The organism is Desulfonatronospira thiodismutans ASO3-1, assembly GCF_000174435.1.
GTDB lineage: Bacteria > Desulfobacterota > Desulfovibrionia > Desulfovibrionales > Desulfonatronovibrionaceae > Desulfonatronospira > Desulfonatronospira thiodismutans.
In genome coordinates this window covers 374,145-399,217 of record NZ_ACJN02000003.1, presented here as the reverse complement: position 1 = coordinate 399,217, position 25,073 = coordinate 374,145, and the positions used below count along the sequence as shown (strand labels likewise).

Genomic DNA, 25,073 nt, shown 5'->3' with positions numbered 1-25,073 from the left:
TTTTGGTTTTACAAGGTGTTATAAAACATGCTGAGAGGATAGAGATATGAAAACCAAGTCCGCTTTTTTCTCGAGTCTTTTTATTCTGGCCTGTGTTAGCCTTATGTTTGCCTGTTCTGCGGAGAACGGTCAGGATGTCGGTGAAGCACCCCATGAACCCATTGAACTGAGCATGGTCACTTTCTGGCCTGCCTCCCATCCCCAGGTGGAAAAGGGACATAATTCCTGGATAGAGGAGGTGGAGACAAGAACTCAGGGCAGGGTCAAGATCAATTTGCATGCAGGAGAGTCACTGCTCGGGGCCAGGGAGATATTCAGTGGAGTTGAAGATGGTGTTGCTGATATCGGAAGTACCTGTCCGGCTTATACTCCGGGGATGTTTCCCCTGACAGAGGTCTTTGAGCTGCCCGGTTACCGCAATGCCAATTCAATAGCTGCATCCCTGACTGTTCACGAGGGATACAAAAAATTCAAGGAAGACCTGGAAGTGGATGAGTTTTCCAGTGTCAAGGTGCTCATGTTCTGGGCCACCGGCCCGGGAGATATTATGAGCAAGATACCTGTGGAAACCCTGGAAGACATGCAGCGCCTGGAGATGCGTGCGGCTGGAGGCAGTGCAGTTCCCGTGAAGACCCTTGGGGCTGTCCCTCATTCAATGCCCATGTCCGAGGCCTACCTGGCCCTTGACCAGGGCCTGGTGAATTCCATTCTTGGACCCACGGATACCATGAAAGGATTCAGGCTGGCGGAAGTTGTCCAGTATGTAACTAGAACCCCTTTTCTGTACAACATACCCTTTGTAAAGGTGATGAATCAGGATGCCTGGAATTCTCTGCCTGAGGACGTGCAGGATATCTTTGAAGAGCTGAACGAGGAGTTTGTCATAAAGTATGGCCAAATATTTGCGGATGCCTCCCGGGAGGGCCTTCAGTTTGCCAGGGATGAGCACGGCATTGAGGTTATTGAATTGTCCGGGGAAGAAGAGGACAGATGGATCGAGCGCCTGGATATGGTGGTCGATGACTGGATAGAAGAGAAAAAAGCCAGGGGACTGCCTGCAGAGGAGGCTGTTAGTATTACCAGGGAGCTGGATGAAAAGTTTTCCTCTGAGTATGGTGATTATTAATTTTTCTCAGGGGGCCTGAATGTCTGGAAAAGAAGATCCGGCTTCAGCCTGGCTTCGCTGGGCCAGGGAAATACAGGCCATAAGCGGGATCGGGCTTTTATTCAGCAAGAATCACCACGACGAGAAAAACTTTTCCCGGCTGCAGGAAATAGCAGCGGAAATGGCCGAGATGCATTCCAACATGGATTACACCCGGGCCATGAACATTTTTCAGGACCAGAGCGGCTATGTCACGGTCAAGGTGGATGTGCGCGGAGCAGTGATACAGGACGGGCGCATCATGCTGGTAAAAGAGATAAAGGACGGCCTGTGGTGCCTGCCCGGGGGCTGGGCCGACGTAGGGGAAACACCCTCGGAGATGGTGGCCAGGGAAGTCTGGGAGGAAAGCGGGTACAACGTGGTTCCGGAGCGCCTGGTGGGAGTGTACGACGCCAACCGGGGAGGGCGGCCCATCTCCTTTTTCCATGCCTACAAGATTGTCTTCATGTGCCGCATAACCGGAGGCCATGCCCGGACCAGTCCCGAGACTTCCGCGGTGGATTTTTTTGATTTCGACGATCTGCCTGTTCTTTCCTCCAACCGCACCAATGAGCGCCACCTTGAACATGTAAGAGCCTGCCTTATGGATCCGCAACGTCCGGCAGCATTTGATTAGCCGGAGTTGCCATGGATCTTGATCCCAGACAGGTGCGCCTGTACATAGCCCCGCTTCTGTCTTTGACTATTTTTTTATCGGTCCTGAACGGGGTGACCTTCAATCTGGCCGTCCCGGACATTGCTGCGGACTACGCTGTATCTCCGGCAATGGTCAGCTGGGTGGTAACAGCCTACATTGTGATCTTTGCCTTTGGTTCCGTCATGTATGCCAGGCTGGGGCAGAGATTTCACCTTCGAGATCTCATTACTGCAGGCCTTTTGATATTCTGCCTGGGGTCCCTTCTGGGTTTTTTTACAGATTCCTACCATATGCTGGTGGCCGCGCGCATGATCCAGGCGGCCGGGGCTTCGGGGATTCCGGCCCTGTCCATGGTGCTGGCCACTGTATATGTCCCGGTGCATATCCGGGGACGGCTGCTGGGTCTCATCGCCTCCACCGTGGCTTTCGGTCTGGGCATAGGTCCCATTATAGGGGGGCTTATTGCCGGATACCTGCACTGGAACTATCTCTTTCTCATGCCCCTGCTTCTTTTGCCCTCCATTTACCTGCTTAGAAGGGCCCTTCCCAGGCAGAGCGATCTTGTGCGCAAGCCTCTGGACCTGCCGGGCGCACTTTTACTGGCGGGTACTGTGGGCTGCCTGCTGTTTATGGTCAACCTGGTTATGTGGTGGCTGCTGCTGCCGGCGCTGGTTCTGGGGACCCTTTTTGCAAGGCGCATCATTTCTATTTCTTATCCATTTGTATCTCCGGAACTGTTTGGAAGCCCCGGCTATCTGCACGGCCTGCTCACCGCTCTGCTGGCCATGGGCACCATATTCGCCACTTTTTTTCTTATGCCTCTTATGTTCAGGCATATCTATGACATGCCCACTCTGCATATCGGGCTGTATCTGTTTCCCGGAGCCATGAGCGCTGCCCTGGCCGGTCTGGTTGCCGGCAGGTTCGTGGATCGCTGCGGAGCTGCTCCAGTGGTCAGGACAGGTTTTCTGATCCTGATGACAGGATTTTGCCTGATTATCTTAACCGCCGGCCAGAGCCCGGTAGTAAGCGCTTTGTGCCTCATCGTGGCCAACTCTGGCTTTACCATTATACATTCTTCACTGGCAGGCGCTGTGTCCGGGACTCTTCCCGACGGTCGCGTTGGGCTTGGAATGGGCGTTTTCAACCTGGTCTTTTTTGTATCCGGAGCCCTGGGCACGGCCTCGGCGGGAATGTTTCTTGATGTCCTGGGTCAGGACCAGTCCGGGTCATACAGCTTTATTTTCGCCGGCTGCCTGGCACTGGCGCTGGCTGCGCTGTTTATTTTCAAACGCAGTTTTACACAGACCTGCAAATAGTACTACAGCGAAGCTTATAAAATATTATACCTGCCTCAATTGGGGACAGGCACCCCCGCACTTATTTTTATTACAAATGATTTTGGTTTTATTGGAAAAAATAAGTGCGGGGAGAGCCAGTCCCCGGAGGTCAGTCATAAGTTTCGCTGTAGTGATAGCATTTTACCCAAATCAGGCCAGGCATGAAATGGGTAAAAACCCGCCTTTATTGCCCAAAACATACCAAGCCTGAAATGGGTAATAACTGCGCGTGATTGCTCACATCAGGCAATGCATGGCAAGACAGGCTGGCCTGTCTTTAAGTTTCATGACCTGCTTTTACAAGGCGGATATTTTTTAGACTTACTCCCGGGTTTGGATGTTCAGAACTTGCCCATCTTTTTGGTAAACTGCTGATCCTACGTAGAAATCTCTATGTTAAGTTGTCTCCTTTGAGTTAAAGGGCTTGATTTTCCCTTACCATGATGCTATTTTATAATTTCAACATGCAATCTTTATAAGATGCCTTGGAGGAGATGTATGAAGGCAATTACCTTGCGCGGCATAGACCCGGAAACCTCGGAAAAGCTGAAACAGGCAGCTTCCAGGCAGGGAAAGAGCACTAACCGATTGATCCTGGAAATGGTAAAAAAAGAACTCGGGTTGGATAAAGAGCAAAAATATTCCAGGGAATACAGTGATCTGGATGATCTATTCGGCAAATGGACTGAAAGGGAATTCCGGGAAATCAGCGATAAAATCAGCCGGGAAAGGCAGATAGACCCGGAACTCTGGTCATGAAAAGAGTGATGATAGACACCAACATCTACTCCTTGGCCCTGAAAGGAGATCCGGAGGTGGCAGACTATCTGCGAAAGGTGGACAAAATCGGGATTTCCACCATAAGCATTGGAGAGTTGCTTTCAGGGTTCAAGGGCGGAAACAGGGAAGACAAGAATAGGGAGGAACTTGATTTTTTCCTGGATTCTCCCAGGGTTGTTGTACATGCCGTTGATGTAGAGACAGCAGATTTTTATGCCTCCATACTGGACAAGCTCAAAAGCGCTGGCACACCCATCCCAACCAATGACATGTGGATTGCAGCCTCTGCCTTTCAGCACGGATACAAACTCTTTTCCCGGGACAGGCATTTCGAAATGGTGCAAGGTCTGATTCTCGTTGCGCGCTGAGTCTCTCCACGGCGCCTCTTGTTCGGCAAACCAGTATTCCATTTTGTCTCTCCAGAATTGTGTTAATGGTGTTTGACACTTTATTTATAAATATGGCCACCGTAATTTACACTGTCTTGGATTAATTTTATGCAGGATTCGGAGATTTAGTTGTCTCATGTAAACAGATAATTAGTTAGGTCCGACCCGGAAGAAGCTGAACTATTCTCTGTCCAGCACCGAGGATCTGAGTGTGGCTTTTGAGGCTGTTGCTGTATAGAAATTGCGCGGACCGACAGCCGGATAAAAGCGGCGATTTGATGTCAGAACAAGTTATTGGCTCAGGAGACAACCTATGAATTTTTTAGAAAGAATTGAATGGAATCCAAAAGTATGCAACGGAAAGCCAGTCATAAAGGGCACAAGGATACCCCTGGGCATCATTCTGGAACAGATTGCTGAAGGATCTACCTGGGATCAGTTGCTGCGCGACTACCCTGAGTTGAAAAGAGAAGATATTCAGGCGGCCCTGTTTTTTGCCAAGGCGAACATTGAACATTCTGACATGAGAAAAGCACATGTCTGATAGCCTGCGCCTCTATCTTGACCAGAGTCAGTTGTTCGGGTCTGAACCACCCAATATATTGAAAATATTTGAAAAGAGTTCGCTTTTTGCTTGATTGTGAGTCTTAGAACCGCCATTTTGATGTGGAAAAGTAGTTCTAAACGCGATTCCATCCTTAATGCCGTACTGCTGTCTGCCCTGATGCAGGAAAACGTGAACAATAAAGAATTCAAGATCAAGAAGTACTTGGATTGATTTCCAGGAGGGGATATTATGGAGCATCAATTAGTGATTTGTATAAAAAATAAGGGATATGAAGCTTCGTTAGAAGCGAGAAAACTCTACGAGGCAATTCCTGATCCAAAAGCTGAAAAACATCAGCAAATCCGCGTAATCGACGAGTCTGGCAAGGATTATTTATTCCCAAAGGAGCTTTTTGTCATAGTCGAACTTCCAAAACCGGTCGAAGAAGCAATTTTCAGAGAGGCCTAACTCACGATTTGTCCACAACAGTTTCCAGCTGACTGCAGCTTCTCCCTGGTAAGATGCGACTGCAAAAAGTCAGGCAATTAAGAATTCAGGAACAAGTCAATTCTATAAACCTTTGTTTTTACTGATTTCTGTCTCCTGACTCCTGAGACTGAAAAAAGGACTTTTTGCAGTCGCATCCAGTAGAGGTGTGTTGCTTAAAAGTCACTTCCTGACAATATCGGCCAGGGCCTTTTCTATCTCCGGGAACATGTACTCGAATCCGGCCTTCTGCAGGACTGCAGGGACGCAGCGTTGACCAGTGAGGAGCATGTCTCCCACTTCGCCGTAAATGATCTTTAAGGCCAGTCCGGGCACCTTGAAAAATGCAGGCCTTTTGAGCACCCTGGACATGGCCCGGGTAAAGTCTTCATTGGTTATTTCCTGGGGGGCGCATACATTTACGGGGCCGGATATGTCCTCTTTTGCGCTCATGAAATGCAGCGCCCGGACCAGGTCCAGGATATGCACCCAGGGGAACCACTGCCTGCCGCTGCCCAGTTTTCCGCCCAGGCCGAGCCTGAATACGGGAAGCATCTGGGCCATGGCCCCTCCGCCGGGTCCAAGGACTGCCGGAAACCTGGACACAACCACCCGGTGCCCGAGTTTTTCCGCTGCCTGGGCCGCTTCCTGCCATTTTACGGCCACGTGGGACAGAAAATCATTTCCCGGTCCGGTGTTCTCATCCACCCGTTCATCGCTCCTTGGTCCGTAGTATCCCACTGCATTGGCACAGATGAAAGTCCTGGGTTCCAGGTCCTTCATGGCCGCCACCACGTTGTTGGTGGAATCCACGCGACTGGATTCGATGAGTTTTTTGGACTTGTCGTTCCACCTGGTCATTACCGGGGAGCCCACCAGGTTGATGACCACGTCCGCCTCGCTTACCCGATTCTGCCAGTCACCCTTTTTCAGGGGGTCGCCCTGGACAAGACTGAGCCTGGGCGATTTGTTTTTGACTTTGGATTCGTCCCGAACCAGAGCGGTTACATCCTCTCCCTGCTCAAGGAGAAAATCCAGGAGCTGCTTTCCCACAAAACCGGTTCCACCGAGAATAAAATATTTCATGTCTTTCTCCCTGTCTGTTTATATCCATTTCTGGATGTAGGCATCCACATTGAACTTGCGTCTGCAACCGTTGTAGTTCATGTATCTTACTGTTCCGAAAATTTTCCTTTCTTTCCAGCCCCGGTCATGCACCCCGCCTATGGACCACATTATGCCTGTGTACCCATTGGGGTCTCGGCCATCAAGTTCATACTTGTCATTTAAGTAAATGGCTGTGTCAATGGCCTGTTCAGGGCTTCTGCTCCATTCCAGGATCTTTTTGGCCCAGTACATGCGCATGTAGCCATGCATCTTGCCGCTTTTGACCATTTCAGTCTGGGCCGCGTTCCAGAGGGGATCGTGGGTCAGGCCCTGTTCCAGCGCCTGGGGTTCATAGAGATAATCCCTGCTGTCACTGCGGTGTTTGTCCAGAGTCTTTTGCGCCCAGGCGGGCAGACCCTGGAAATTGTCGTAGTTTTGATTGTAGTGGCAGAAATTGTCCGAAAGTTCCCTGCGTACAATCAGTTCTTCCAGGAAGGCTTCCCTTGACTGTACTGGAGTATCAAGCTGTTTTTTGACCTGCAGGGCTACTCTCTGGGCACTTGTGTGTCCAAAGTGCAGGTAAGGGGACAGGTTGGACAGAACTTGCATGTTGGGGTCGTTTCTTTGTTCATGGTACAGGGAGAGCCTGTGGGCCATGAAATCATCCAGAACTTCGCCTGCACCGGCAGGGCCGGGACTTAGCCACCTCACAGGTGTTATGGTTTTGTCCAGATCCATCTCCTGCAACAGCCCGTCCGGATCAACCCCGGTCCCGGCCTGGGCTGGATATGGATGGGGCTTAACATCCGGGTAGTCTTCAAGAAACTCCTCCAGCTGCCTGTGAATTTTGGGCCGGATGGTCCTGGCGGCATATTCCTGCTTCTGGGATGTGCTCCAGCAGGGGACGATATTGTGGGCATCCACTAAGTGCGCCGGTATGCCTGTTTTGTCCAGGACTGCCTTTTGCCAGGATTTTTTTATTCGCAGGGGGTCAAAATCCATGACCAGAAATGATGCCCGGTGTTTTTCAAGGTATGCAGGCAAAACGAGGCCGGCTTCTCCCCGTACCAGGTCCAGGGGGATATTCAGGCTTTCTGCAACGCCGGCACATTCATGCAGGCCCCTGAGCATAAAGTCGAACTGACGCAGGCCTGCCTGCAAAAACCCGTCCGCCAGGCAAAAAACAATCCTCAGGGGGCGCGAGAGGTGCAGGGCCAGGTCCTGGGCGTGCACCAGGGCCCAGTTGTCCTTTATTCTCTGGTCCCGGCTCATCCAGTAAATGACCGGGCCTGAGTCCTGGTTGCCTGTTCTTATCTCCTGTATTCTACGGGGGTGAACGCGCATGAAAGAGTCCTCGCCGCTTGCAGTTGAATAAAATTATGAATATGAACTACAGGCATGCTTACAATCAAATGTTCCGGCTGTAAAAAAAAACTTTTCAAATACAGAAAGGTGGGCTCCGGAGAAGTCCTGCGCTGCCACAAGAGCCGGATTACCAGGTTTTATGACGGCCTGGAGCAGAAAGGAGGCCTTGCCTGTCCCTGTGGACAGGTGGTGGGCATTGACCAGGGCAGGTTTTACAAGATGAACTCCAGCGCCTTTACTTATACCGGCACCAAGGACAATAAATAGTTACTAACGCGGGCCATGCCCGCAATCCAATAAAGAAAAGAGCTTTTTTGACAGGATTAACAGGATTAAGAGATTGATTAAGAGAAAAACATTTTTGTCCTGGCCGGAAGCCAGGCCAAAAGGTAATCACTCCAGCACTCACTTTTTTCCTGCATTCATGAGTGCCGGAAGAAAGTGAGTGCTGGATGGCTAATGCAATCTGCGGCTTCCGGCTTGCCCTGTGAAATTCCGAAGGACAGCGCAGCTGATTTCACCGGGGCCGCTGATTGCTTATCCTGTCAATCCTGTTAATCCTGTCTAAGTTTCTTGTTTTTTATGACAGGGTTTTAGGAGTAAGTCACTAAAGTCTCAGATTGCCTGCGGCCAGATCTTCCAGTCCCGAGATATCCAGAAGGGTTACCTTCTTGCCTGCTGTTTCAATGTATTCCTCTTCGTTCATTTTGCGTATCACCCGGGACAGAGTTTCGGGGATGGTGCCCAGAAAGCCGGCCAGCTGGGATTTGTTCAGATCCAGGTCGAACTGATCTTTGCCCAGGTTTTCCCTGATGAGCAACAGATGTGTGGCCAGCCTGGCGGGTACCTCCTTGAGGCTCAGTTCTTCCACCTTGCCCACCATGTTCCTCAAGCGCATGGATAAAAGGCCCAGCAGATTCAGGCCCAGGTCAGGGTTTTCGCTGATAAGGCGTCTGAACTGTTTGCGGGGGAAAAAGAGAAGTTTGGTATCCTCAAGACACAGGGCACTGGCAGGAAAGTTTCTGCCTGCAAAAACGGCAACTTCGGCAAAGATCTCCCCGGGACCGAAGATGTGCAGAATATGCTCCTTGCCCAGGGGGGAGGATTTGTAGATTTTTACTTTTCCCTGAACTATCCCGTAAAATCCCTCACCGGGATCGTTTTCCTGGAAAATCATCTGGTTGGCCTTGAAATGTCTGGTACCGGCAATGCCTGAAAGGGCCTTTGTATGTGTACTTTCGGCAGACGTGCGTAAGCAGAAAAAATTTCACGGCAGCTGGCGTAGGCTTTGCTTGGAGGGCCAGTTCAGGGGCTGGTCAATTTTCGGTTATCACAGCACAAGTTGAGACACCTCCTCCATGACTCAAGGTCCAGGAGGAGGGTCTGTTGATATTGCGCTGGCTTGGCGTGGAGGAGATTATTCGTTGGGGAGGTTTTCTCGATAGTTCCAGGGCATCCATTTTTGTGGAGCCGCGAGGGCCTCTTCTATGTTTTTCTGAAGCTGGGTCAGGTAGTCAAAGGAGTTCACTTTGTTAAGCTGACAGGTATGAATGAAGCTCATGAACAGATCGCCGATCCTGGCCCCGCGCAGGGTGCGGTAAAATAAAGAATTCTTCCGGTGCTGGATGGCTTTTTTCAGGGCACGTTCGCAGATATTGTTGTCCAGGGGAGCACCTGGTTCTCTCAAAAAAAGAGTCAGAGGATCCCAGTGTTTTTGCATGTAAGCCAGGGCTTTGCCCAATCCTGAATTGGGCTCTACTTTTTTCTCCTCCAGCTGGGCCCAGGCCCAGGACTTGAGTTCGCTCATAACCGGTGCGCTTTCCTGTTGATGCCATACAAGCCGTTCTTGAGCAGACATCTCCTGCTTTTTGGCCATGTCATCATTTTTATAGACAATAGCCAGCTGTTCAATGACATACCGGCACTCATCAGGGAAATTGTCCAGGATATCGACAAAGTTGCGTCTGCCATGGGTCAGGCAATTGGCTAAAATGATCTGTAAGCCCTTGGGAATGTTTCGGGCCAGGGCATCACACATGTGTATTGGCGGGGGCAGGTTGTGGTCTCTTTTTTTGAGAATCTCCTCCAGATTCTCCCCCGCATGCTGTCTGCCGGTGGCAAAGAGAGCAATATGGCGTCCCTGAAGTACAGAGACAATCCCGGTGGTGAACATGCCTTTTCTTTTCGGCCCGGCTTCCTTGTTCTCCTTGATAAGCTGCTGGATTTTCATGTTGGTGTCGTCGTTATGCACGACCTCACCTTGAGCCGCTTGGCGGATGAGTTCATCATACACAGGAAGAAGCTGTGTTCCAGTTTGTTCGACCAGATCCCATTGTGTTGCGGCCGGCAGGGGTATGCCCAGAGATTCCTGGAGCTTTTCCAAGCGATGAAAAGGAAACCCGCTCCCGTACTTCAAGATGGCGATCATGCTCCGGGCAGGTTCGTCGTATTTTTTTTCTCCAATGTCTTCTGGAGGATCTGCGGTGAACACCTCGAGACAGCAGTTACAGCGAAGGCTCTTAAGCTCATGGATCTTGGCTGTAAGTGGAGCTGTGGCTGTAATCCGAATGCGGAACTTCGGTTTTATGGGATAGACTTTTCCTTGACCGCACAAGGGGCAGATATCGCCCGGCTTCAGGGTTTGGTGAGGGTATATGCATTTTGCAGCCCCGGTATAGTCGTCTTTTCCGTTTCGGCCGTGTCCCTTGGGTGGTTTTTCATCAGGAGGCTTTTGTACAGGATCTTGACTACTCTTCTGGTCCTTGTTTTGCTGGTCATCCTCCTGGAACAGTTTCTTTTTTGTCTCTGAAGAAGCGCCAAAGATCGTGCGCAGGAGACGCTTGATGGAGGCAGCTTTATCGTCCACAGCCTGATGCAAAAGCTGGATGGCTTGGACCAAGGCTTTGATGATATCCAGATCTGTCTCTTCCAGCTCGTTTTTTGATGCGCGCTGTAAAAGGGCGTCGATCTGCTCTTGGTCCAGATCGATGGATTGGACTTTCTTTTTCACCGGTTGAGCCCCCGCAATCGCTTCCGAAAGTCTCGGGTCAGGGGATAGCCCAGGACAGCCTTGAGTGAACGGTTTGCTTTGCCTGTGTGGTCGTTTTTGCCCCGGCCTGTAGTCTGCCCGAGATAGAGCCAGTTGGCTGCAAAATAACAGGTTCCTTTGAAGCGCTCTTGATCAACAAAGGTTTCCAGGTAATATATCGGATGCTTGTAGATGCTCTCCCAGTCCCTTTGCACAATCTTGGTCATTTGGGCCAGGATATGGGAGGCCAAGCAGGAGACCTGGATCCAGGGCAGGATGAGGAACCTGCTGTTGTAGGCAATAAGAAAGAGATTCTTTTCCCTGTCTTTTTGGGTCCAGCCGATGAAATTGTCCCGGACGCCGATATGCCTTGGAGCTGAAGACCAGGAAAGACAGGCTATGGGCTGCTTGTTTGCAAAGACCAGGTACTTGAGGTGCTCGCCCACAGGCTGGGTGTAGCCCAGATAATGATGCTCCTTGAGGAGGCTGGAAAACAGGCCCTCAAAAGGTGTCTTGCGCACCTGTCGAAACTCAAGAGGGGTGATGTCCTTGAGTGAAGATGTAAGTGGGGTTTGATCCACCTGAACCGAGACTGGTTCTTTGCGATTGTACCCAGTGGCAGTTACTTTTTGTGCCGGCGGAAGAATTATGTGCCCCTGTCTGTGCAGGGCCAGCATGAGCCCCCTGCAGACCATGTCCTTGAGTTGGCCGTTTTGCTGGACCCAGTTCCATGCTGTGCAGAGCTTTTTGGACAAGGCCCACCGGCTGTCTCCAGGATGCTCGAAAATGAGCTGTCTGATGAACCGGACATCTTCTTCTGTGATGTCCCTGCCCCTGTATCTCAGTATCGTTTGCATGGGAGGGAATATAGAGGAAAACGGATAGGAACGCAAGCCCCTAAGTTAAAATTCCGTGAGAATTTTTCTCCATTGTGGTGCAACCTGCGCATTTTGAGGATTGCCGTTCCAGATCAAAAGCTGCAGCTCATGGACTGCCAGAGGACAAATGCCACTCTGGCTTTTATCAGGCCACCACTGAAACCTGCCTTGGGATAATCGCTTCTGGCACATCCAGAAGCCTTGGCCATCGTAGGTGATTATCTTGATGGCTGTTTTCTTTTTGTTGCAAAATACAAAGACGCAGCCTGAAAAGGGATCTGATTTGATCCTCTGCCGGCAGATTTTTGTCAGCCCGTCGATCCCTTTTCTGAAATCAACAGGCTCCACAGCTACAAGGATGCGCATCTGGGGAGTGAGCTGAATCATGCCCCTTTGCTCCAGAAAGCCGAGAGGATCTCAAGGGGATTAGGCAGGTCTGGACCTTTAAGCTGCATTTTGAGCTTGATCCATCTCGAGCTTCGGTCTCCAGGTGATATCGGTGCAAGGCAAAGATGACGTGAGTTCAAATTCAACAAAGGAAGGACCTGGCTGTAGGGACTCTTGAGCCTGCTCGGCCTGGACCCGCTTTTTGAGGTGGCTGTGATTGAGGTGCAAGACCTTTGCTATTTTGCAGATGGAATAATCCTGGGCAAGGCTGACTGCACTGGCCCATAGGTGGTTGGGAATCGGAGATCGTGTGTGTCTGGTTTCCCGCCAGTGCTCGAACTGTCTCTTGACTTCTTCAAGGCCTGGCCGGGTGGCTGGGGCTGATTGCTGTAGCATCGGTTGTCCTCCTTATGGTTTGGTCACCGATAGTACCCCAGGCCCTCAAATTTTTCACGCAGGCTTGCCGGAAAGACACGACAGATGCATGCGACAGAGTGTTGCCGTCCCTCGATGTGCTCTCCTCCTGGGTTAAGGAGGGGAGATTTACCGTGGCCAGGAGTTACTTGGGTGGTGGGCTTCTGGAATGTTTATAAGGAAGGGATTTCATACAACCACCCCCGGCCCCTCCTTGGCTAAGGAGGGGAGCTACACCGTGGCTTGGATTTACTTGGGTGGTGGAAGTTTAATCACGATTCAGATGGAGTGTTTGACAGATGCATGCGACAGAGTGTTGCCGTGCCTCGATCTGCTCCCCTCCTTGGTTAAGGAGGGGCTGGGGGTGGTTCGATAATCAGCTCCCTTCCTTCCCCGGCACTTACCAGGCTAAGGAGGGGAGCTACACCGTGGCTTGGATTTACTGTGGGGGTGGAAGTTTAATCAAGGCCCAGACGGAGTATTTATACAGATGCATGCAACAGAGTGTTGCCGTGCCTCGATGTGCTCCCCTCCTTGGTATGTCCGGGCATGGTGCTTTTAGCTCTCATGCTCAGACATATTCGGGATCAATGGCAGCCTGTCCGTTGTGCAGGATAAGCTTTATATACTGTACTGTGGTATTGTCTATGGGTACCAGTGGAAACTGCTTGCGGCAGAAGTCGCAGCTTCCCATGGATGCTTCCGTTGGGGCCAGCAGGGGGACGTTGCGTCCGCAGTACGGACATGGATAAAACATGACCAGTTCCATGCCCACCGGTTTTACAGGGGGGATAAAGCTTGGTTCGCTCATTTATTTCTCCTTGTAGAGCAGGCTTTTGCCGTCCATTTCAGCAGGAAGGTCTATGGACCACAGGTCCAGGATTGTGGGGGCGATGTCTGCAAGCATGCCCTCCCGGCGTAGTTCTTGTCCAGGACAGTTTACCAGGCAGAAAGGAACAGGATTGGTGCTGTGGGCTGTTTTGGGGCTGCCGTTTTCAGCCAGCATGTCTTCTGAGTTGCCGTGATCAGAGGTGAGCAGTAAAATGCCGTTTTTTTCCAGTACTGCCTCCAGGACTGACCCGGCGCACCTGTCCACTGTTTCGCAGGCCTTGACTGCTGCCTGGATATTGCCGGTATGACCCACCATATCCAGGTTGGCCAGATTGCAGACGTACAGATTATATTTTTCCTGGCGGATAAGGCTGCACAGTTTTTCTGTGACCTGGAAAGCGCTCATCTCCGGTTTGTGATCATAAGTAGCCACCTCCCTGGGGGAGGGGATAAGCACCCTTTCTTCTTGCTGGAAAGGTTCTTCCAGGCCGCCGTTGAAAAAGTAGGTGACGTGGGCGTATTTTTCTGTTTCCGCGATACGCAGCTGGGCAATTGAGTTGTTGGAGAGAACTTCTCCCAGTATATTCTGCAGATTTTCCGGTGGAAAAAGGACAGGAAGGCCGAAACTTTTATCGTATTCAGTCATGGTGGCTACAGAAAGATCTGGAGCCTTGCTGCGAGTAAATTCCTGAAAGTCCCTGCGATAAAGTGCCTGGGTAAGCTGTCTGGCCCTGTCCGCCCTGAAGTTGAAAAAAAGAACTGCATCATTATCCTGAAGACACCCGACTGGATGATTGTCCTCGTCTGTCAGCACCATGGGCTTTACAAATTCATCGGTGACCCCCCGGGAGTAAGATGCCTGAATGGCCTGCACCGGGTCCCTGACCGCTTCGGCCCGGCCCAGGGTAAGAGCTTCGTAGGCTTCCCGGGTACGCTCCCACCTCTTGTCCCGGTCCATGGCATAATACCTGCCCATTACCGTTGCTATGCGGCCTGTGCCGCATGACTCCATGTATTCCTGAAGGCGGGATACAAAATGCGCTCCGGAAGTGGGGGAAGTATCGCGTCCATCCAGAAAACAATGCACCATGACCCTGGAGACGTTTTTTTGGCCCAGGATATTTAGAAGTCCGTGCAGGTGCTCCTGAAGACTGTGCACTCCGCCGTCAGAGACAAGTCCCATGAGGTGCAGGGTGCTTTCCGGCCCCATCCGGTTTAAAAGATCTTCCAGGACAGGGTTTTGCCCCAGCCGTCCTTCTTCCAGGGTCAGGCTGATGCGCAAAATGTCCTGGTAGACTACGCGTCCTGCCCCGATGTTCAGATGTCCAACTTCGGAGTTGCCCATCTGCCCCCGGGGCAGTCCCACCTGCGGGCCTGAGCATTCAAGGGATGTGCAGGGATATGTATTCATGATAAGGTCCAGGTTGGGGGTGTGGGCCCGGGAAAAGGCATTGCCGGGACCCTGGGGGGCCAGGCCCCATCCATCCAGTATTAAAAGGACCACGGGAGTTCTGTTGTTATGCATGGTCATTCTCCGGCAGATCAAGGGCTATGGACAGGCCGCGGTTCCAGAAGCCTTCAAGGTTGTAAAAACTTCTGTGCTCTTCCTGAAAAATGTGTACCAGGATGTCGTTAAAGTCCAGCAGGATCCATCCCGCCTGCTGGTATCCCTCCATGCCGAGGTAGTCCCAGTTTTGTCCGTGGGCCACCTCCAGAAGGTGATCAGCCAGGGATCTGGCGTGTCTTTCGCTCTGGGCGGTGGCCAGGATCAGTCCCTCAAAGGCGCTGCAGTAAACAGTTACATCAAGGGCGTAAAGATCAGTTGCCTTTTTTTCATGCAGCGCTCCAGCCAGGTGATGCAGCTTTTGTTCCATTGGCGAAGGGGATTTTTTCCGGGATTGTGTCATGCGTGTATTTGTTCCTCCACGGTGTCTCTGGTTTTGTTTTAATATTGCCTGAGAAAGATTAACCATTTGCCGGGATTAATCAATACCAGGTCTTCAGCAGAGTTTGGCTTCGGGCATCTTCAGAATTTCACGGGCAAGCTTGCAGTCCAGGGTGATCTGAGATTTCAGCTCTTCTATCCCGGCGAACTTTTTTTCTGATCGCAGGCGCTGGACGAAATGCACCTTGACCTTGTGGTTGTAAACATCCTGATGGAAATCAAAAATATGCACCTCCACGGAAAGGTAGTCGTTGCCGAAGGTGGGATTGTAGCCTATATTGGCCACAGCAGCATGTATGCTGCCGGATATTTCCGCCCATACCGCGTAAACCCCGGTGCTGGGAAAAAGCTCGTCCTGCAGGAGGATGTTGGCCGTGGGAAACCCCAGCAATGAACCGCCCCGCTGTCTTCCTGTAGTGACCCGGCCCTCAACACTGTAAAAACGGCCCAGTAAAGGATGCACCTCCCACACCCGCCCGCTTTCCACCAGGTCCCGGATACGGGTGGAGCTGACTATGGCTCCATCCACCATTACCGGCATGAACTGGTCCACGCTGAAACCGTATTTTTGACCAAGCTGCTGCAACAGGTGAAAATTACCCCTGCGGTTCTTACCGAAAACGTAATCGTAGCCCACTATCAATTCCCGCAGCCGGAGTTTTTTTACCAGGAAATCATACACGAAATCCTCGGGCTCCATGGATGCAATGTCCTTGTTGAAGGTCATGCATAAAATATAATCCACCCCCAGTTCCTGCATGAGTTCAAGCTTGTGCTGGTTGAGGGTGATGAAGGGGGGAGTTTTTTTCCCCACAAGGACTCTTAAGGGATGCGGGTCGAAGGTGACCACTATGCTGGACAGGCCCATTCTTCTGCCTCTTTTCCTGACCTGTTGAATAAGCTGCTGGTGACCTACATGTACTCCGTCAAAATTGCCTATGGTCAGGGCACTGCCCTCTATCTTGTCTGTAAGAGCGTTTATATCATATACAATCATTAATACGTGTGAGTTCCTGTTTGTTGTTCAATGGCCCGGGGTCTGCCGCCGCCATGGGCTTTTATAATGCAGCAGCCGGGCTTAAGCCGGGGAGCCGGGCGGTGTTCTTTTCCAGCAGTTCGTCCAGCTTGTCCTTTATTTCATCTTTTTCGAGTATCCCCTCGTGCCTGTAAACTTCTTCTCCCTGATGATCAAAAAAGATCTGGGTGGGAGTGGTCTGAACCCCCAGATGCTGTACCTGGGAGGAATGTTTCTGCATGTCCAGGTAAGGCATGTGCACCTGGTCCTGATAATGTTCCTGCACTTCTTTGAGCACAGGCTCCATGGCCTGGCAGGGTGGGCAGAACTCTGCCCCCACGTTGAGCATGGTCACCCTGCCTTCCTGGGTTATACTCTCCATGATGGCGGCTGATTCCTGTTCCATCTGGTGGGTATAGGTGAATATTATGGCGAAAACCGCCCCTACAAATATTATTGCTGCCAGTGCCTTTTTCATAACTTTTGTCCGTGCCTGTTTGCTGTTTTGTGGAAAAAGGGGTAACCTTCCTGCAAGAGTGAAATTATCCTTGTACCGGCCTGAAAGTCAAGGAGATGAATGCGTTTTGCCGGGGTAATAAGGCCTGCACATGTCTGGATAGCTGATATGGAAGCAGTATGCTCCTGCTTTCCGACCGGGGCTTTTATTATTGGTGACCATGATTTTGTTTGTCATTGTATCCTGACTGATATAAAGGGGATTGCCGTAAGCGGCATCAAGGTTCTTGAAAAACGGGCTGCATGGGAAATCAGGCGCAGCCGTAAACTGTATAATAACACACATGAAGGAAATCAAGGCAGAAGTAATCAGCCTTACTTATACCAATTCGAACAACGGTTATGCAATAGCCCGGGTGAAGGCCTCAGGCGAGCCGGGGCAGGTTACCGTCTGCGGCTACATGGGCAACCTTGTTCCGGGGGAGACCCTTCAATTGAAGGGCGAATGGAAAGAGCACCCCAAATATGGCCGGCAGTTCATGGTCCAGGAGTTTGAGCAGGTTTTTCCGGCCAGCATCAGCGGCATCAAGAGGTACCTGGCTTCCGGCATGATCAAGGGTGTAGGGCCGGTGATGGCCGGCAAGATGGTAGCGGCTTTCGGGGAAAAGGTGCTCGACATTCTGGACAGCGACCCGGACAGGCTTCTAAAGGTGGAAGGAATCGGGGTCAAAAAGCTGGACAAGATCAAAGCCTCCTGGTCGCAGCAGCGCGAGATCCGCAACCTCATGCTTTTTCTGCAGACTTACGAGATCCCCACCACCTTTGCTGCCAGGATATACAGAAAGTACGGCGGTGAAGCCGTGCAGCAGCTCAAGGACAACCCTTACGACCTGGTGTACGATATCCGGGGCATCGGATTTAAAACCGCGGACAGGATGGCCATAAAGCTGGGGCTTCCTCCCAACAGCCGGGAGCGCCTGCAGGCCGCCATTGCTTATCAGCTTTTTTCTCTGGGGGAACAGGGGCACCTGTTCTACCCGGCACAGGAACTTCTGGAAAAGGTGCTGGAGCTTCTGGGGGAAGTGTCCCTTGACGATGTTCAGGCCGCTCTCGATTCTCTGGTGGAGAAAAAGAGGGTGGTGGTTCAGGATCTGCCTGAACAGGGCATAACCAGGGCGGTTTACCTGAGCTACTACTACAAGGTGGAGCAGGATCTGGCGCAAAGACTTTGCAGCATGAGTACTCATCCTGCGGCCCTGTCCGGGGAGAAGGTGGAAGCCGGCCTGGAACAGCTGGAGAGACAGGAAAGGATCCGCCTGACTCCGGAGCAGCGCCAGGCAGTGCTTGATGGCTGTCTGAACAAGACCTTTGTCATTACCGGAGGACCAGGTACAGGAAAAACCACCATCACCCGCATGCTGGTACGCACTTTTTCCGCTCTGGGGCTTAAGATCAAGCTGGCGGCCCCCACCGGCAGAGCGGCCAAAAGGCTTTCCCAGGCCACCGGTGCAGGGGCGGCCACCATCCATCGCATGCTTGGCTTCAACCCTTCCGGGGGATTTGAACATAACGAGGACAACAAGCTCAAGGCCGACGCAGTAATAGTGGACGAGGTGTCCATGCTGGATGCATCGCTTACGGTTCAGCTTTTAAGGGCCCTGCCGGTAACATGCAGACTGGTCATGGTGGGCGACGTGAATCAGCTTCCTGCTGTAGGGCCCGGCAACGTGCTCAAGGACATCCTGGACAGCGAAACAGTGCCCAGGGCTGTTTTGACCAGTATCTTCAGACAGGCCAGGCAGTCCAGCATAGTGGTCAACGCGCATCGCTTAAACACCGGCAAGTTTCCGGTCTCATCGGACAAAAAACCGCCCCAGGCTGATTTTTTCTGGGTACAGCAGGATGATCTGGCCAAAATCCAGGAGCTTATAACTTACATGGTATGCCAGCGCATCCCGGCGGTGTACAACCTGGATCCCCTGAAGGATATTCAGGTTCTTACTCCCATGCACAAGGGGGATGTGGGCACTGCGGAGTTGAACCGTCTTCTGCAGGACAGGCTCAATCCCGGTCCTGACGCAGTGGTTCGCGGTTACCGCAGGTTCCGGGTCAGGGACCGGGTGCTCCAGATGCGCAATAATTACGAAAAGGATGTATACAACGGGGACCTGGGCTGGATCAGGGAGGTGAACCTGGAAGACTCGGAGTTGATGGTGGATTTCGACGGCAGAGAGGTGGTTTACGACCTGGACGAGCTGGATGAGCTGACTCTGGCCTATGCCGTAAGCGTGCACAAGTCCCAGGGCAGCGAATACCCGGCGGTGATTATGCCGGTGGTCACCCAGCACTATCTCCTGCTGCAGCGCAACCTCATCTACACGGGTCTTACCAGGGCCAGAGAGCTGGCCGTGCTCATTGGTTCATCCAAGGCCATGGGCATGGGCCTTCGCAGCACCGGTGCCTCCAGGCGCTACACCCACCTGAGATATCGGCTGCAGAAAGCCTTTGAGTGAGGGCATGCTCTGTCCCTGTTTTGTCCGGATTTCTTTGTCCTGACCTGCAAAAGATCCTTAAAAGGAGGAAAGCAGAGCGTAATAAACATATTTATCTGGTCCCTGCGCGAGGGCAGCGGTTAAAAATAATCAAACTGAAATTGCAGCCGGCTGTAACACTCCAGTTTTCATGTGGATCTGTAGTGTTTTTGTCAGCGTAAAAGCGTATCTTAAGGCAGGAAACCCGTAATGGACAAGTGTTCTATTCCGGGTTATGATGAAAGATAAGAAAGTTGAAAGCAGCCGTTTTAAAAAAATGTGCCGGATAGATATCCAGTTCAGGTAACCATTCAGGGGGTACTCGGTGGTGACTAATGGCACAAGGCAAGGGGGACTGTCCCCCGCTAAGTAATGATTGTGCAGCTTCACAAAATTTTGCGTCTGTAATTTGTGTATTTGTGCAGGACAAGTGTCGCGGGGACTGTCCCCCTGGCCGGTACCTGCCCCCCTGAATGGTTACAGTTCAGGCGGGGCCTGCTAAAGACCGGACCAGCCTGTGTAAAAGGCAGTCCTGCCCTTGCCCGATTCTATCCAAAATACCCGTAAGGAACGTAAAGATATAAAAGCATGTCTGCAATATACATCCTGTCCCGTAACCAGGGCCTGCAAAAACTTGTTGAAGAAATTTGTCAGGCGTATTTCCCCGAATCCTCAGTGCGGGTTCTGGAACCAGGCGAGCTTGAGGATCTAATGGTCCATTCTGAAATAAACGTCTGTATCCTGGATGAGCAGGTTGTACGGGATTACCAGGATGGCCCGTCCCTGGCACTGCGCAAAAAGTTTCACGAAAGCGGGTTTTCCATTTTAATGCTCTACCAGGACGAGGAACCGGCCAAGCTTGCAGGCGAGGTGCAAGCGGACAGCGTGCTGAATGTTACCTGCAGCCGGGGTGAATTTAAAAGCCGCCTGGAGCACCTGTTTTTAATCAGCGAGCTGCGCGCCATGAACCTGAATCTCAGGGCTCAGCTTGACTGGCGGGTCAACAGGATGGACACCCTGGAGCAGGAACTGTGGCATACCAACACCATCCTCAAAGCGCTCAGCCGCTGCAACGAGATCATCATAAAGGCCGATGACGAGCAGACAATGCTGCAGAATGTGTGTCAGACCATCTCCAGCCAGATAGGCTATCCCCTGGTCTGGGTTGACTATGCCCGCAGGGACAGTGAACAAAGTGTGAAGATAATGGCTTCCAGCGGCCCTAAAAAAGACCTGGTTAAAGTAATTAAAATCAACTGGAACGAGAGTCCATACGGGCAGGGGCCCACTTCCAGGGCCATAAAGACTGGACAGCCGGTGCATATAGAGGATGTGTCCAAGGACCCTTGTATGCATTGCTGGTCCGAACTCTTTATGAAAGAAGGCATCAGGGAGATTTTATCCCTGCCCATTGCCTATTCCGGAGTGGGATTCGGGGCCCTGACCATCACTTCTCAAAGCTCGGGGAGCTTTGCAGGCAAGACCAGGGAGTACCTGGAAAGCGTGGCCCGGAATATGGGCTACGGGGTATGGTTTTTGCGCCACCGGGCCAAGAGAAAACAGGTGGAAAAAGAGCTGCAAAAGACCAACGAGATTTTCACCCTGGCCATGGAAGCCACCCAGGACGCCATATGGGACTGGGATATCCGCTCCGGTACAACTTATTTCAGTCCCAGATGGTACACCATGCTGGGTTATGAGCCTTACGAGCTGCCCCAGAACTATGACAGTTTCCTTGCGGTGATCCACCCAGCAGACAAGGACGAAGTCAAAAAACAGATGGATGGCTTTTTGCGCCAGTCAGAGAATTTTTCTATTGAATACAGGGCGGTAAGCAAGAACGGAGAGACCCTGTGGATACTCACCAGGGGCAAGGTGGTGCAAAGCGATGAACAGGGCCGGCCTCTGCGCATGGCAGGGACCAACGTGGATATGACCGAGCGCAAGCTCATGGAACAGGAACTGAGCCAGGCCAAGAAGTCGGCTGAAACAGCCAACAGGGCCAAGGACAGGTTTCTTGAAAACATGAATCACGAACTGCGCACCCCTCTGAACGGAATTATGAGCGTTCTGCAGACCCTGGCCGATTCCGAACTGAAACCCGCGGAAAAAGAATATGTAGAAATGGCCCTTAATTCATCAAGTCAGCTTCTGGCCTCTTTGAACAAGATACTTGAACTGTCCTCGCTGCAGGATGATATCCAGCAGGTCCATCCACAGCCTTTTGTCCTGCATGAGGAAATGAGCAAGCTGGTGAGTTTTTTTCAGCCCCAGGCCCGCAACAAACAGATCGGCCTGGAGCTGGATATTCAGGAAGATGTGCCCTCCTGGCTGGTTTCCGATGTGGGGATGCTGCGCCAGATCGTATGGAACTTAGTGGACAATGCAGTCAAATTCACGCATGAAGGAAAGGTAGTGTTGAGGATTTCAAAACAGTCCGACAGCAGACAGGACAGCGAGGCCACCACTGTTCCTCTTCTTTTTGAAGTAGAGGATACAGGAGGCGGCATCCCCCATGAAATGCAGAAAGACATCTTTGAGCCGTTTGTTATCGGTGAGCACGATATTCAGTTCAAGCGCTACCAGGGCACGGGTATCGGTCTTAGTGTATGCAGGCAGCTTGTACGTTCCCTGGGCGGGGAAACAGGGGTTGAATCCAGAAAGGGCCTGGGAAGCACCTTTTATTTTATTCTGGAACTGGAGCCCGGACGGGAAACAGAAGAAGACCTCCCGGAATACGAGGAGATTCTAAATCCGGAAAACAAATGCATACTCATAGTGGAAGATGAAAAAATAAATCTCATGCTCATAAGGCGCATGCTGCAGAAGAAGGGGTTCAATGTGCTTACCGCCATGGACGGGCGTGAGGCCCTGGAGGTGCTGAAAAGCAACCAGGACATCTCACTTATCCTTATGGATGTCATGGTGCCTGTACATGACGGGTATGAACTGACCAGGATGATCAGGAAGGGTGATTTTGACGGACTCAAACAGGTTCCCATTGTCGCTGTCACCGCCCTGGCTGATGCTGCAAGCAGGCAGCACTGTTTCGAGGCCGGCATGAATGCCTATCTTTCCAAACCGGTGGACAACAGTGAATTGATGAAAATGATCCGCAGATACCTGGCCAGGTCGCAGTAGTCAGAAGTCAGAGGTCAGAGATCAGAGGTCAGAGGTCAGAGGTCAGAGGTCAGAAGTCAGAAGTCAGAGATCAGAGGTCAGAAGAGAAAGGCAAACCCATTCAGCCGTGAATCAAGGAATTTTAGCTTTTATGGAAACAGCAGAAGCGTCCCATTTTATCCAGGATATAATCGAGCAGGATCTTAAAAGCGGCAAGCATAATACCGTGGTGACCAGGTTTCCCCCTGAGCCCAACGGTTATCTGCATATCGGCCATGCCAAGTCCATCTGTCTCAATTTCGGGCTGGCAAAAAAGTACGGCGGACGGTGTCACCTGCGTTTTGACGACACCAACCCCAAGAAGGAAGACCCGGAATACGTGCATTCCATCATTGAGGACGTAAAGTGGCTCGGTTACGACTGGGGAGAGCATCTTTACTATGCCTCTGATTACTTTCAGCAGTTTTATGAGTATGCACTTCAGCTTATCCAGCAGGGACAGGCCTATGTCTGCAGCCTGGGTCCGGAAGAAATCCGCAGTTACCGGGGCACCCTTACCCAGCCGGGCCGAAACAGCCCCTACAGGGAGCGCAGCGTGCAGGAGAACCTGGATCTTTTTCAGGAAATGAAAAAGGGGAGCTTCGAAGAAGGAGCCCATGTTCTGCGGGCAAAAATCGATATGGCTTCTGCCAATATCAATATGCGTGACCCGGTAATCTACCGCATCCTCAAGGCCAGGCATCACCGGACCGGGGATGCCTGGTGCATTTACCCCACTTATGATTACGCTCACTGCTTGTCGGATTCCATAGAGGGCATCACTCATTCCCTGTGCTCTCTGGAATTTCAGGATCACCGGCCCCTTTACGACTGGTTTCTGGAGAAACTGGGGGTAAAATGTCACCCTCAGCAGATAGAGTTCGCCAGGCTTAGCCTGAACTACACGGTAATGAGCAAGCGCAAGCTTACCCAGCTGGTTCAGGCAGGCCACGTACATGGCTGGGACGATCCCAGGATGCCCACCATATCCGGTCTCAGACGCCGCGGATATACACCGGGTTCCATCCGGAAGTTCTGCGATCTCATCGGGGTGGCCAAAAGCGACAACGTGGTGGACATGTCCCTGCTGGAGTACTGCATCCGCGAAGACCTGAACAGGCGGGCTCCCAGGTATATGGGGGTATTAAACCCGGTCAAAGTGGTCATAACCAATTATCCCGGGCAAAGTTCAGAAGAACTGGAAGCCATAAACAATCCCGAGGACGAGAGCATGGGAACGCGCAGTATTCCCTTTTCCGGGGTGATTTATATCGAGGCTGACGACTTCCGGGAGGACCCTCCCAAAAAGTATTTCCGACTGGCCCCGGGCCGCGAGGTCCGTCTGAGGTATGCCTATTTTATTACCTGCCGGGAAGTGGTCAGGGACCCGCAAACAGGCGAAATCCAGGAGATACGCTGCACCTATGATCCAGAGACCAGAGGCGGGGATTCTCCGGACGGACGCAAGGTCAAGGGGACCCTGCACTGGGTGTCGGCGGCTCACGCTGTGCAGTCCAGCGTGCACATTTATGACCGCCTGTTTTCCAGGCCCAATCCCCTGCAGGACGAAAAAAAGGGCCTTGGTTTGGATGATACATTGAACCCGGATTCACTGCAAAAGATGCATGGCTGCATGATGGAGCCGGCTGTTAAAGAGCTTGCCCCCGGGGATTTTCTGCAGTTTGAAAGACTGGGTTATTTTTGTGTAGATCCGGAAAGCCATCCCCAGAGTCCGGTTTTTAACAGGACTGTTTCTCTCAAGGATACCTGGGCCAAAATTGAAAAAAAGATGCAGAACCAATGACCAGTCCTCTGCCCTGCACATTGACCATTGCCGGATCAGATCCAGGAGGTGGAGCCGGGATTCAGGCGGACCTCAAGACATTTTCTATGCACAGGGTCTACGGCCTGTCAGTGATCACGGCCTTGACCGCCCAGAATACCACCGGGGTGCAGGGTGTTTTTGCCCCTGAACCGGACTTTGTGGCCCTGCAGCTGCAAAGCGTGCTGGATGATTTTCCTGTACGTGCAGCCAAGACCGGGATGCTTTTTTCGGCGGATATTATATCCGCGGTGGCCGGGGCCCTGAAAGGCGCGGACTTTCCCCTGGTTGTGGACCCGGTCTGCGTAAGCCAGAGCGGGCACAAGCTCCTGCAGGACGAAGCTGTGCAGGCCCTCAAAGATAAAATCCTGCCCCTGTCCGCCCTTATCACCCCCAATCGTCCCGAAGCCGAGCTTTTGACGGGCATGCACCGGATAAGTTCCAGAGATGATATTCTAAAGGCCATAGTCAGGCTGCAGGATATGGGTGCAGAGGGTGTGCTTTTAAAGGGCGGGCATTTCAGTCCGACTCATGATATCACCGACTGGCTGGGCATACGGGGACAAGAGCCCCTGGCCATTACTAAGGCAAGGGTCAATACAACCAGTAATCACGGCACCGGGTGTACGCTTTCGGCAGCCATAGCAGCCAACCTGGCCCTGGGCATGGATATGCAGGCAGCGGTGGTCAAAGGCAGGGACTATCTGCAGCTGGCCCTGGAGAAAAGTTTTCCCCTGGGAAGGGGCCACGGTCCGGTGAACCACTTAGCTGCCCTGAGCTGAAAGTAGAAA

General features: G+C 51.9%; 24 protein-coding genes. 12 read left to right on the top strand and 12 right to left on the bottom strand.

The features are described from left to right. Positions 1 to 46 precede the first annotated feature (46 nt). The 7 genes from DTHIO_RS13785 to DTHIO_RS13755 all read left to right on the top strand — a co-directional run bounded on the left by DTHIO_RS13785 (position 47) and on the right by DTHIO_RS13755 (position 5,326). Positions 47 to 1,126, top strand: a complete 1,080-nt coding sequence (locus tag DTHIO_RS13785) for a TRAP transporter substrate-binding protein (RefSeq protein WP_008870874.1) — start codon at positions 47 to 49, stop codon at positions 1,124 to 1,126. Positions 1,127 to 1,145: 19 nt separating this feature from the next. Beyond that, a complete protein-coding gene (locus DTHIO_RS13780) occupies positions 1,146 to 1,781 on the top strand; it encodes an NUDIX hydrolase (protein WP_008870873.1) in 636 nt (211 codons plus the stop codon). An 11-nt stretch (positions 1,782 to 1,792) separates the two neighbouring features. Continuing rightward, the gene (locus tag DTHIO_RS13775) at positions 1,793 to 3,121 is read left to right on the top strand and encodes an MFS transporter (protein WP_008870872.1); all 1,329 of its coding nucleotides are present in this window, start codon (positions 1,793 to 1,795) and stop codon (positions 3,119 to 3,121) included. A gap of 519 nt (positions 3,122 to 3,640) precedes the next feature. Continuing rightward, entirely contained in the window at positions 3,641 to 3,901 is a 261-nt protein-coding gene (locus DTHIO_RS13770) for a hypothetical protein (protein WP_008870871.1), read from the top strand. Further along, positions 3,898 to 4,290 (top strand): type II toxin-antitoxin system VapC family toxin, encoded by a 393-nt coding sequence (locus DTHIO_RS13765; protein WP_008870870.1) that lies wholly within the window; start codon positions 3,898 to 3,900, stop codon positions 4,288 to 4,290. Before DTHIO_RS13770 ends, DTHIO_RS13765 begins: the two co-directional genes overlap by 4 nt. Before the next feature lie 334 nt (positions 4,291 to 4,624). After that, positions 4,625 to 4,855, top strand: a complete 231-nt coding sequence (locus tag DTHIO_RS13760; RefSeq protein ID WP_008870869.1) for a DUF433 domain-containing protein — start codon at positions 4,625 to 4,627, stop codon at positions 4,853 to 4,855. A 252-nt stretch (positions 4,856 to 5,107) separates the two neighbouring features. Then, positions 5,108 to 5,326 carry a hypothetical protein gene (locus tag DTHIO_RS13755; RefSeq protein ID WP_008870868.1) on the top strand — a complete coding sequence of 73 codons (219 nt, stop codon included), beginning with the start codon at positions 5,108 to 5,110 and terminating at the stop codon, positions 5,324 to 5,326. 201 nt (positions 5,327 to 5,527) lie between these two features. Here DTHIO_RS13755 and DTHIO_RS13750 read toward each other — a convergent pair whose 3' ends face one another. Continuing rightward, positions 5,528 to 6,430: a TIGR01777 family oxidoreductase gene (locus tag DTHIO_RS13750; RefSeq protein WP_008870867.1), complete on the bottom strand. Its 903-nt coding sequence runs from the start codon at positions 6,428 to 6,430 to the stop codon at positions 5,528 to 5,530. 18 nt (positions 6,431 to 6,448) lie between these two features. Beyond that, positions 6,449 to 7,795 carry a deoxyribodipyrimidine photo-lyase gene (locus DTHIO_RS13745; RefSeq protein WP_008870866.1) on the bottom strand — a complete coding sequence of 449 codons (1,347 nt, stop codon included), beginning with the start codon at positions 7,793 to 7,795 and terminating at the stop codon, positions 6,449 to 6,451. Positions 7,796 to 7,849: 54 nt separating this feature from the next. Between DTHIO_RS13745 and DTHIO_RS13740 the strand changes: the two genes are divergently transcribed. Next, on the top strand, positions 7,850 to 8,083 hold the full coding sequence (locus DTHIO_RS13740) for a hypothetical protein (RefSeq protein WP_008870865.1): 234 nt from the start codon (positions 7,850 to 7,852) through the stop codon (positions 8,081 to 8,083). Between the two features lie 340 nt (positions 8,084 to 8,423). On the opposite strand, the gene DTHIO_RS13735 is transcribed toward DTHIO_RS13740, so the two are convergent. The 10 genes from DTHIO_RS13735 to DTHIO_RS13685 form a co-directional block, all read right to left on the bottom strand. After that, positions 8,424 to 9,026, bottom strand: coding sequence for a Crp/Fnr family transcriptional regulator (locus DTHIO_RS13735; RefSeq protein ID WP_008870864.1), 603 nt, complete (start codon positions 9,024 to 9,026; stop codon positions 8,424 to 8,426). A 207-nt stretch (positions 9,027 to 9,233) separates the two neighbouring features. Beyond that, a complete protein-coding gene (tnpC, locus tag DTHIO_RS13730; RefSeq protein WP_008870863.1) occupies positions 9,234 to 10,826 on the bottom strand; it encodes an IS66 family transposase in 1,593 nt (530 codons plus the stop codon). Continuing rightward, positions 10,823 to 11,701 carry a Druantia anti-phage system protein DruA gene (locus DTHIO_RS13725; protein ID WP_008868714.1) on the bottom strand — a complete coding sequence of 293 codons (879 nt, stop codon included), beginning with the start codon at positions 11,699 to 11,701 and terminating at the stop codon, positions 10,823 to 10,825. The genes tnpC and DTHIO_RS13725 overlap by 4 nt, the downstream gene beginning before the upstream one ends. A 45-nt stretch (positions 11,702 to 11,746) precedes the next feature. Further along, positions 11,747 to 12,109, bottom strand: coding sequence for an IS66 family insertion sequence element accessory protein TnpB (gene tnpB / locus DTHIO_RS13720; protein ID WP_008868715.1), 363 nt, complete (start codon positions 12,107 to 12,109; stop codon positions 11,747 to 11,749). A gap of 57 nt (positions 12,110 to 12,166) precedes the next feature. Next, the gene (locus DTHIO_RS13715) at positions 12,167 to 12,505 is read right to left on the bottom strand and encodes a hypothetical protein (protein ID WP_008870862.1); all 339 of its coding nucleotides are present in this window, start codon (positions 12,503 to 12,505) and stop codon (positions 12,167 to 12,169) included. Between the two features lie 589 nt (positions 12,506 to 13,094). After that, positions 13,095 to 13,334: a hypothetical protein gene (locus DTHIO_RS13705; protein WP_008870861.1), complete on the bottom strand. Its 240-nt coding sequence runs from the start codon at positions 13,332 to 13,334 to the stop codon at positions 13,095 to 13,097. Continuing rightward, entirely contained in the window at positions 13,335 to 14,879 is a 1,545-nt protein-coding gene (gene gpmI, locus DTHIO_RS13700) for a 2,3-bisphosphoglycerate-independent phosphoglycerate mutase (protein ID WP_008870860.1), read from the bottom strand. Beyond that, complete coding sequence (gene rsfS / locus DTHIO_RS13695; protein ID WP_040418739.1) at positions 14,872 to 15,228, bottom strand: ribosome silencing factor; 357 nt, start codon at positions 15,226 to 15,228, stop codon at positions 14,872 to 14,874. The genes gpmI and rsfS overlap by 8 nt, the downstream gene beginning before the upstream one ends. A gap of 126 nt (positions 15,229 to 15,354) precedes the next feature. Beyond that, positions 15,355 to 16,296 (bottom strand): bifunctional riboflavin kinase/FAD synthetase, encoded by a 942-nt coding sequence (locus tag DTHIO_RS13690; RefSeq protein ID WP_008870858.1) that lies wholly within the window; start codon positions 16,294 to 16,296, stop codon positions 15,355 to 15,357. Between the two features lie 61 nt (positions 16,297 to 16,357). Beyond that, positions 16,358 to 16,792, bottom strand: coding sequence for a thioredoxin family protein (locus DTHIO_RS13685; RefSeq protein ID WP_008870857.1), 435 nt, complete (start codon positions 16,790 to 16,792; stop codon positions 16,358 to 16,360). Positions 16,793 to 17,114: 322 nt separating this feature from the next. On the opposite strand from DTHIO_RS13685, the gene recD2 reads away from it, so the two are divergent. From recD2 to thiD, 4 genes are all read left to right on the top strand, one after another. Beyond that, positions 17,115 to 19,283, top strand: a complete 2,169-nt coding sequence (gene recD2 / locus DTHIO_RS13675; RefSeq protein WP_008870856.1) for an SF1B family DNA helicase RecD2 — start codon at positions 17,115 to 17,117, stop codon at positions 19,281 to 19,283. Positions 19,284 to 19,889: 606 nt separating this feature from the next. Further along, the gene (locus tag DTHIO_RS13670; RefSeq protein WP_008870855.1) at positions 19,890 to 22,442 is read left to right on the top strand and encodes a response regulator; all 2,553 of its coding nucleotides are present in this window, start codon (positions 19,890 to 19,892) and stop codon (positions 22,440 to 22,442) included. Positions 22,443 to 22,572: 130 nt separating this feature from the next. Then, complete coding sequence (locus DTHIO_RS13665) at positions 22,573 to 24,264, top strand: glutamine--tRNA ligase/YqeY domain fusion protein (RefSeq protein ID WP_008870854.1); 1,692 nt, start codon at positions 22,573 to 22,575, stop codon at positions 24,262 to 24,264. Further along, a complete protein-coding gene (thiD, locus tag DTHIO_RS13660; RefSeq protein WP_008870853.1) occupies positions 24,261 to 25,064 on the top strand; it encodes a bifunctional hydroxymethylpyrimidine kinase/phosphomethylpyrimidine kinase in 804 nt (267 codons plus the stop codon). The genes DTHIO_RS13665 and thiD overlap by 4 nt, the downstream gene beginning before the upstream one ends. The last annotated feature ends 9 nt before the right edge of the window (positions 25,065 to 25,073 follow it).

What these genes read in the sequence shown, in the direction of transcription:
- DTHIO_RS13770 (WP_008870871.1), top strand. Translation starts at nt 3,641, where the DNA reads ATGAAGGCAATTACCTTGCGCGGCATAGACCCGGAAACCTCGGAAAAG.
- DTHIO_RS13750 (WP_008870867.1), bottom strand. Translation starts at nt 6,430, where the DNA reads ATGAAATATTTTATTCTCGGTGGAACCGGTTTTGTGGGAAAGCAGCTC.
- DTHIO_RS13765 (WP_008870870.1), top strand. Translation starts at nt 3,898, where the DNA reads ATGAAAAGAGTGATGATAGACACCAACATCTACTCCTTGGCCCTGAAA.
- DTHIO_RS13690 (WP_008870858.1), bottom strand. Translation starts at nt 16,296, where the DNA reads ATGATTGTATATGATATAAACGCTCTTACAGACAAGATAGAGGGCAGT.
- DTHIO_RS13740 (WP_008870865.1), top strand. Translation starts at nt 7,850, where the DNA reads ATGCTTACAATCAAATGTTCCGGCTGTAAAAAAAAACTTTTCAAATAC.
- DTHIO_RS13705 (WP_008870861.1), bottom strand. Translation starts at nt 13,334, where the DNA reads ATGAGCGAACCAAGCTTTATCCCCCCTGTAAAACCGGTGGGCATGGAA.
- DTHIO_RS13745 (WP_008870866.1), bottom strand. Translation starts at nt 7,795, where the DNA reads ATGCGCGTTCACCCCCGTAGAATACAGGAGATAAGAACAGGCAACCAG.
- DTHIO_RS13665 (WP_008870854.1), top strand. Translation starts at nt 22,573, where the DNA reads ATGGAAACAGCAGAAGCGTCCCATTTTATCCAGGATATAATCGAGCAG.
- DTHIO_RS13715 (WP_008870862.1), bottom strand. Translation starts at nt 12,505, where the DNA reads ATGCTACAGCAATCAGCCCCAGCCACCCGGCCAGGCCTTGAAGAAGTC.
- DTHIO_RS13670 (WP_008870855.1), top strand. Translation starts at nt 19,890, where the DNA reads ATGTCTGCAATATACATCCTGTCCCGTAACCAGGGCCTGCAAAAACTT.
- DTHIO_RS13755 (WP_008870868.1), top strand. Translation starts at nt 5,108, where the DNA reads ATGGAGCATCAATTAGTGATTTGTATAAAAAATAAGGGATATGAAGCT.
- recD2 (WP_008870856.1), top strand. Translation starts at nt 17,115, where the DNA reads ATGAAGGAAATCAAGGCAGAAGTAATCAGCCTTACTTATACCAATTCG.
- tnpB (WP_008868715.1), bottom strand. Translation starts at nt 12,109, where the DNA reads ATGATTCAGCTCACTCCCCAGATGCGCATCCTTGTAGCTGTGGAGCCT.
- DTHIO_RS13785 (WP_008870874.1), top strand. Translation starts at nt 47, where the DNA reads ATGAAAACCAAGTCCGCTTTTTTCTCGAGTCTTTTTATTCTGGCCTGT.
- DTHIO_RS13775 (WP_008870872.1), top strand. Translation starts at nt 1,793, where the DNA reads ATGGATCTTGATCCCAGACAGGTGCGCCTGTACATAGCCCCGCTTCTG.
- DTHIO_RS13780 (WP_008870873.1), top strand. Translation starts at nt 1,146, where the DNA reads ATGTCTGGAAAAGAAGATCCGGCTTCAGCCTGGCTTCGCTGGGCCAGG.
- rsfS (WP_040418739.1), bottom strand. Translation starts at nt 15,228, where the DNA reads ATGGAACAAAAGCTGCATCACCTGGCTGGAGCGCTGCATGAAAAAAAG.
- thiD (WP_008870853.1), top strand. Translation starts at nt 24,261, where the DNA reads ATGACCAGTCCTCTGCCCTGCACATTGACCATTGCCGGATCAGATCCA.
- gpmI (WP_008870860.1), bottom strand. Translation starts at nt 14,879, where the DNA reads ATGCATAACAACAGAACTCCCGTGGTCCTTTTAATACTGGATGGATGG.
- DTHIO_RS13760 (WP_008870869.1), top strand. Translation starts at nt 4,625, where the DNA reads ATGAATTTTTTAGAAAGAATTGAATGGAATCCAAAAGTATGCAACGGA.
- DTHIO_RS13725 (WP_008868714.1), bottom strand. Translation starts at nt 11,701, where the DNA reads ATGCAAACGATACTGAGATACAGGGGCAGGGACATCACAGAAGAAGAT.
- DTHIO_RS13685 (WP_008870857.1), bottom strand. Translation starts at nt 16,792, where the DNA reads ATGAAAAAGGCACTGGCAGCAATAATATTTGTAGGGGCGGTTTTCGCC.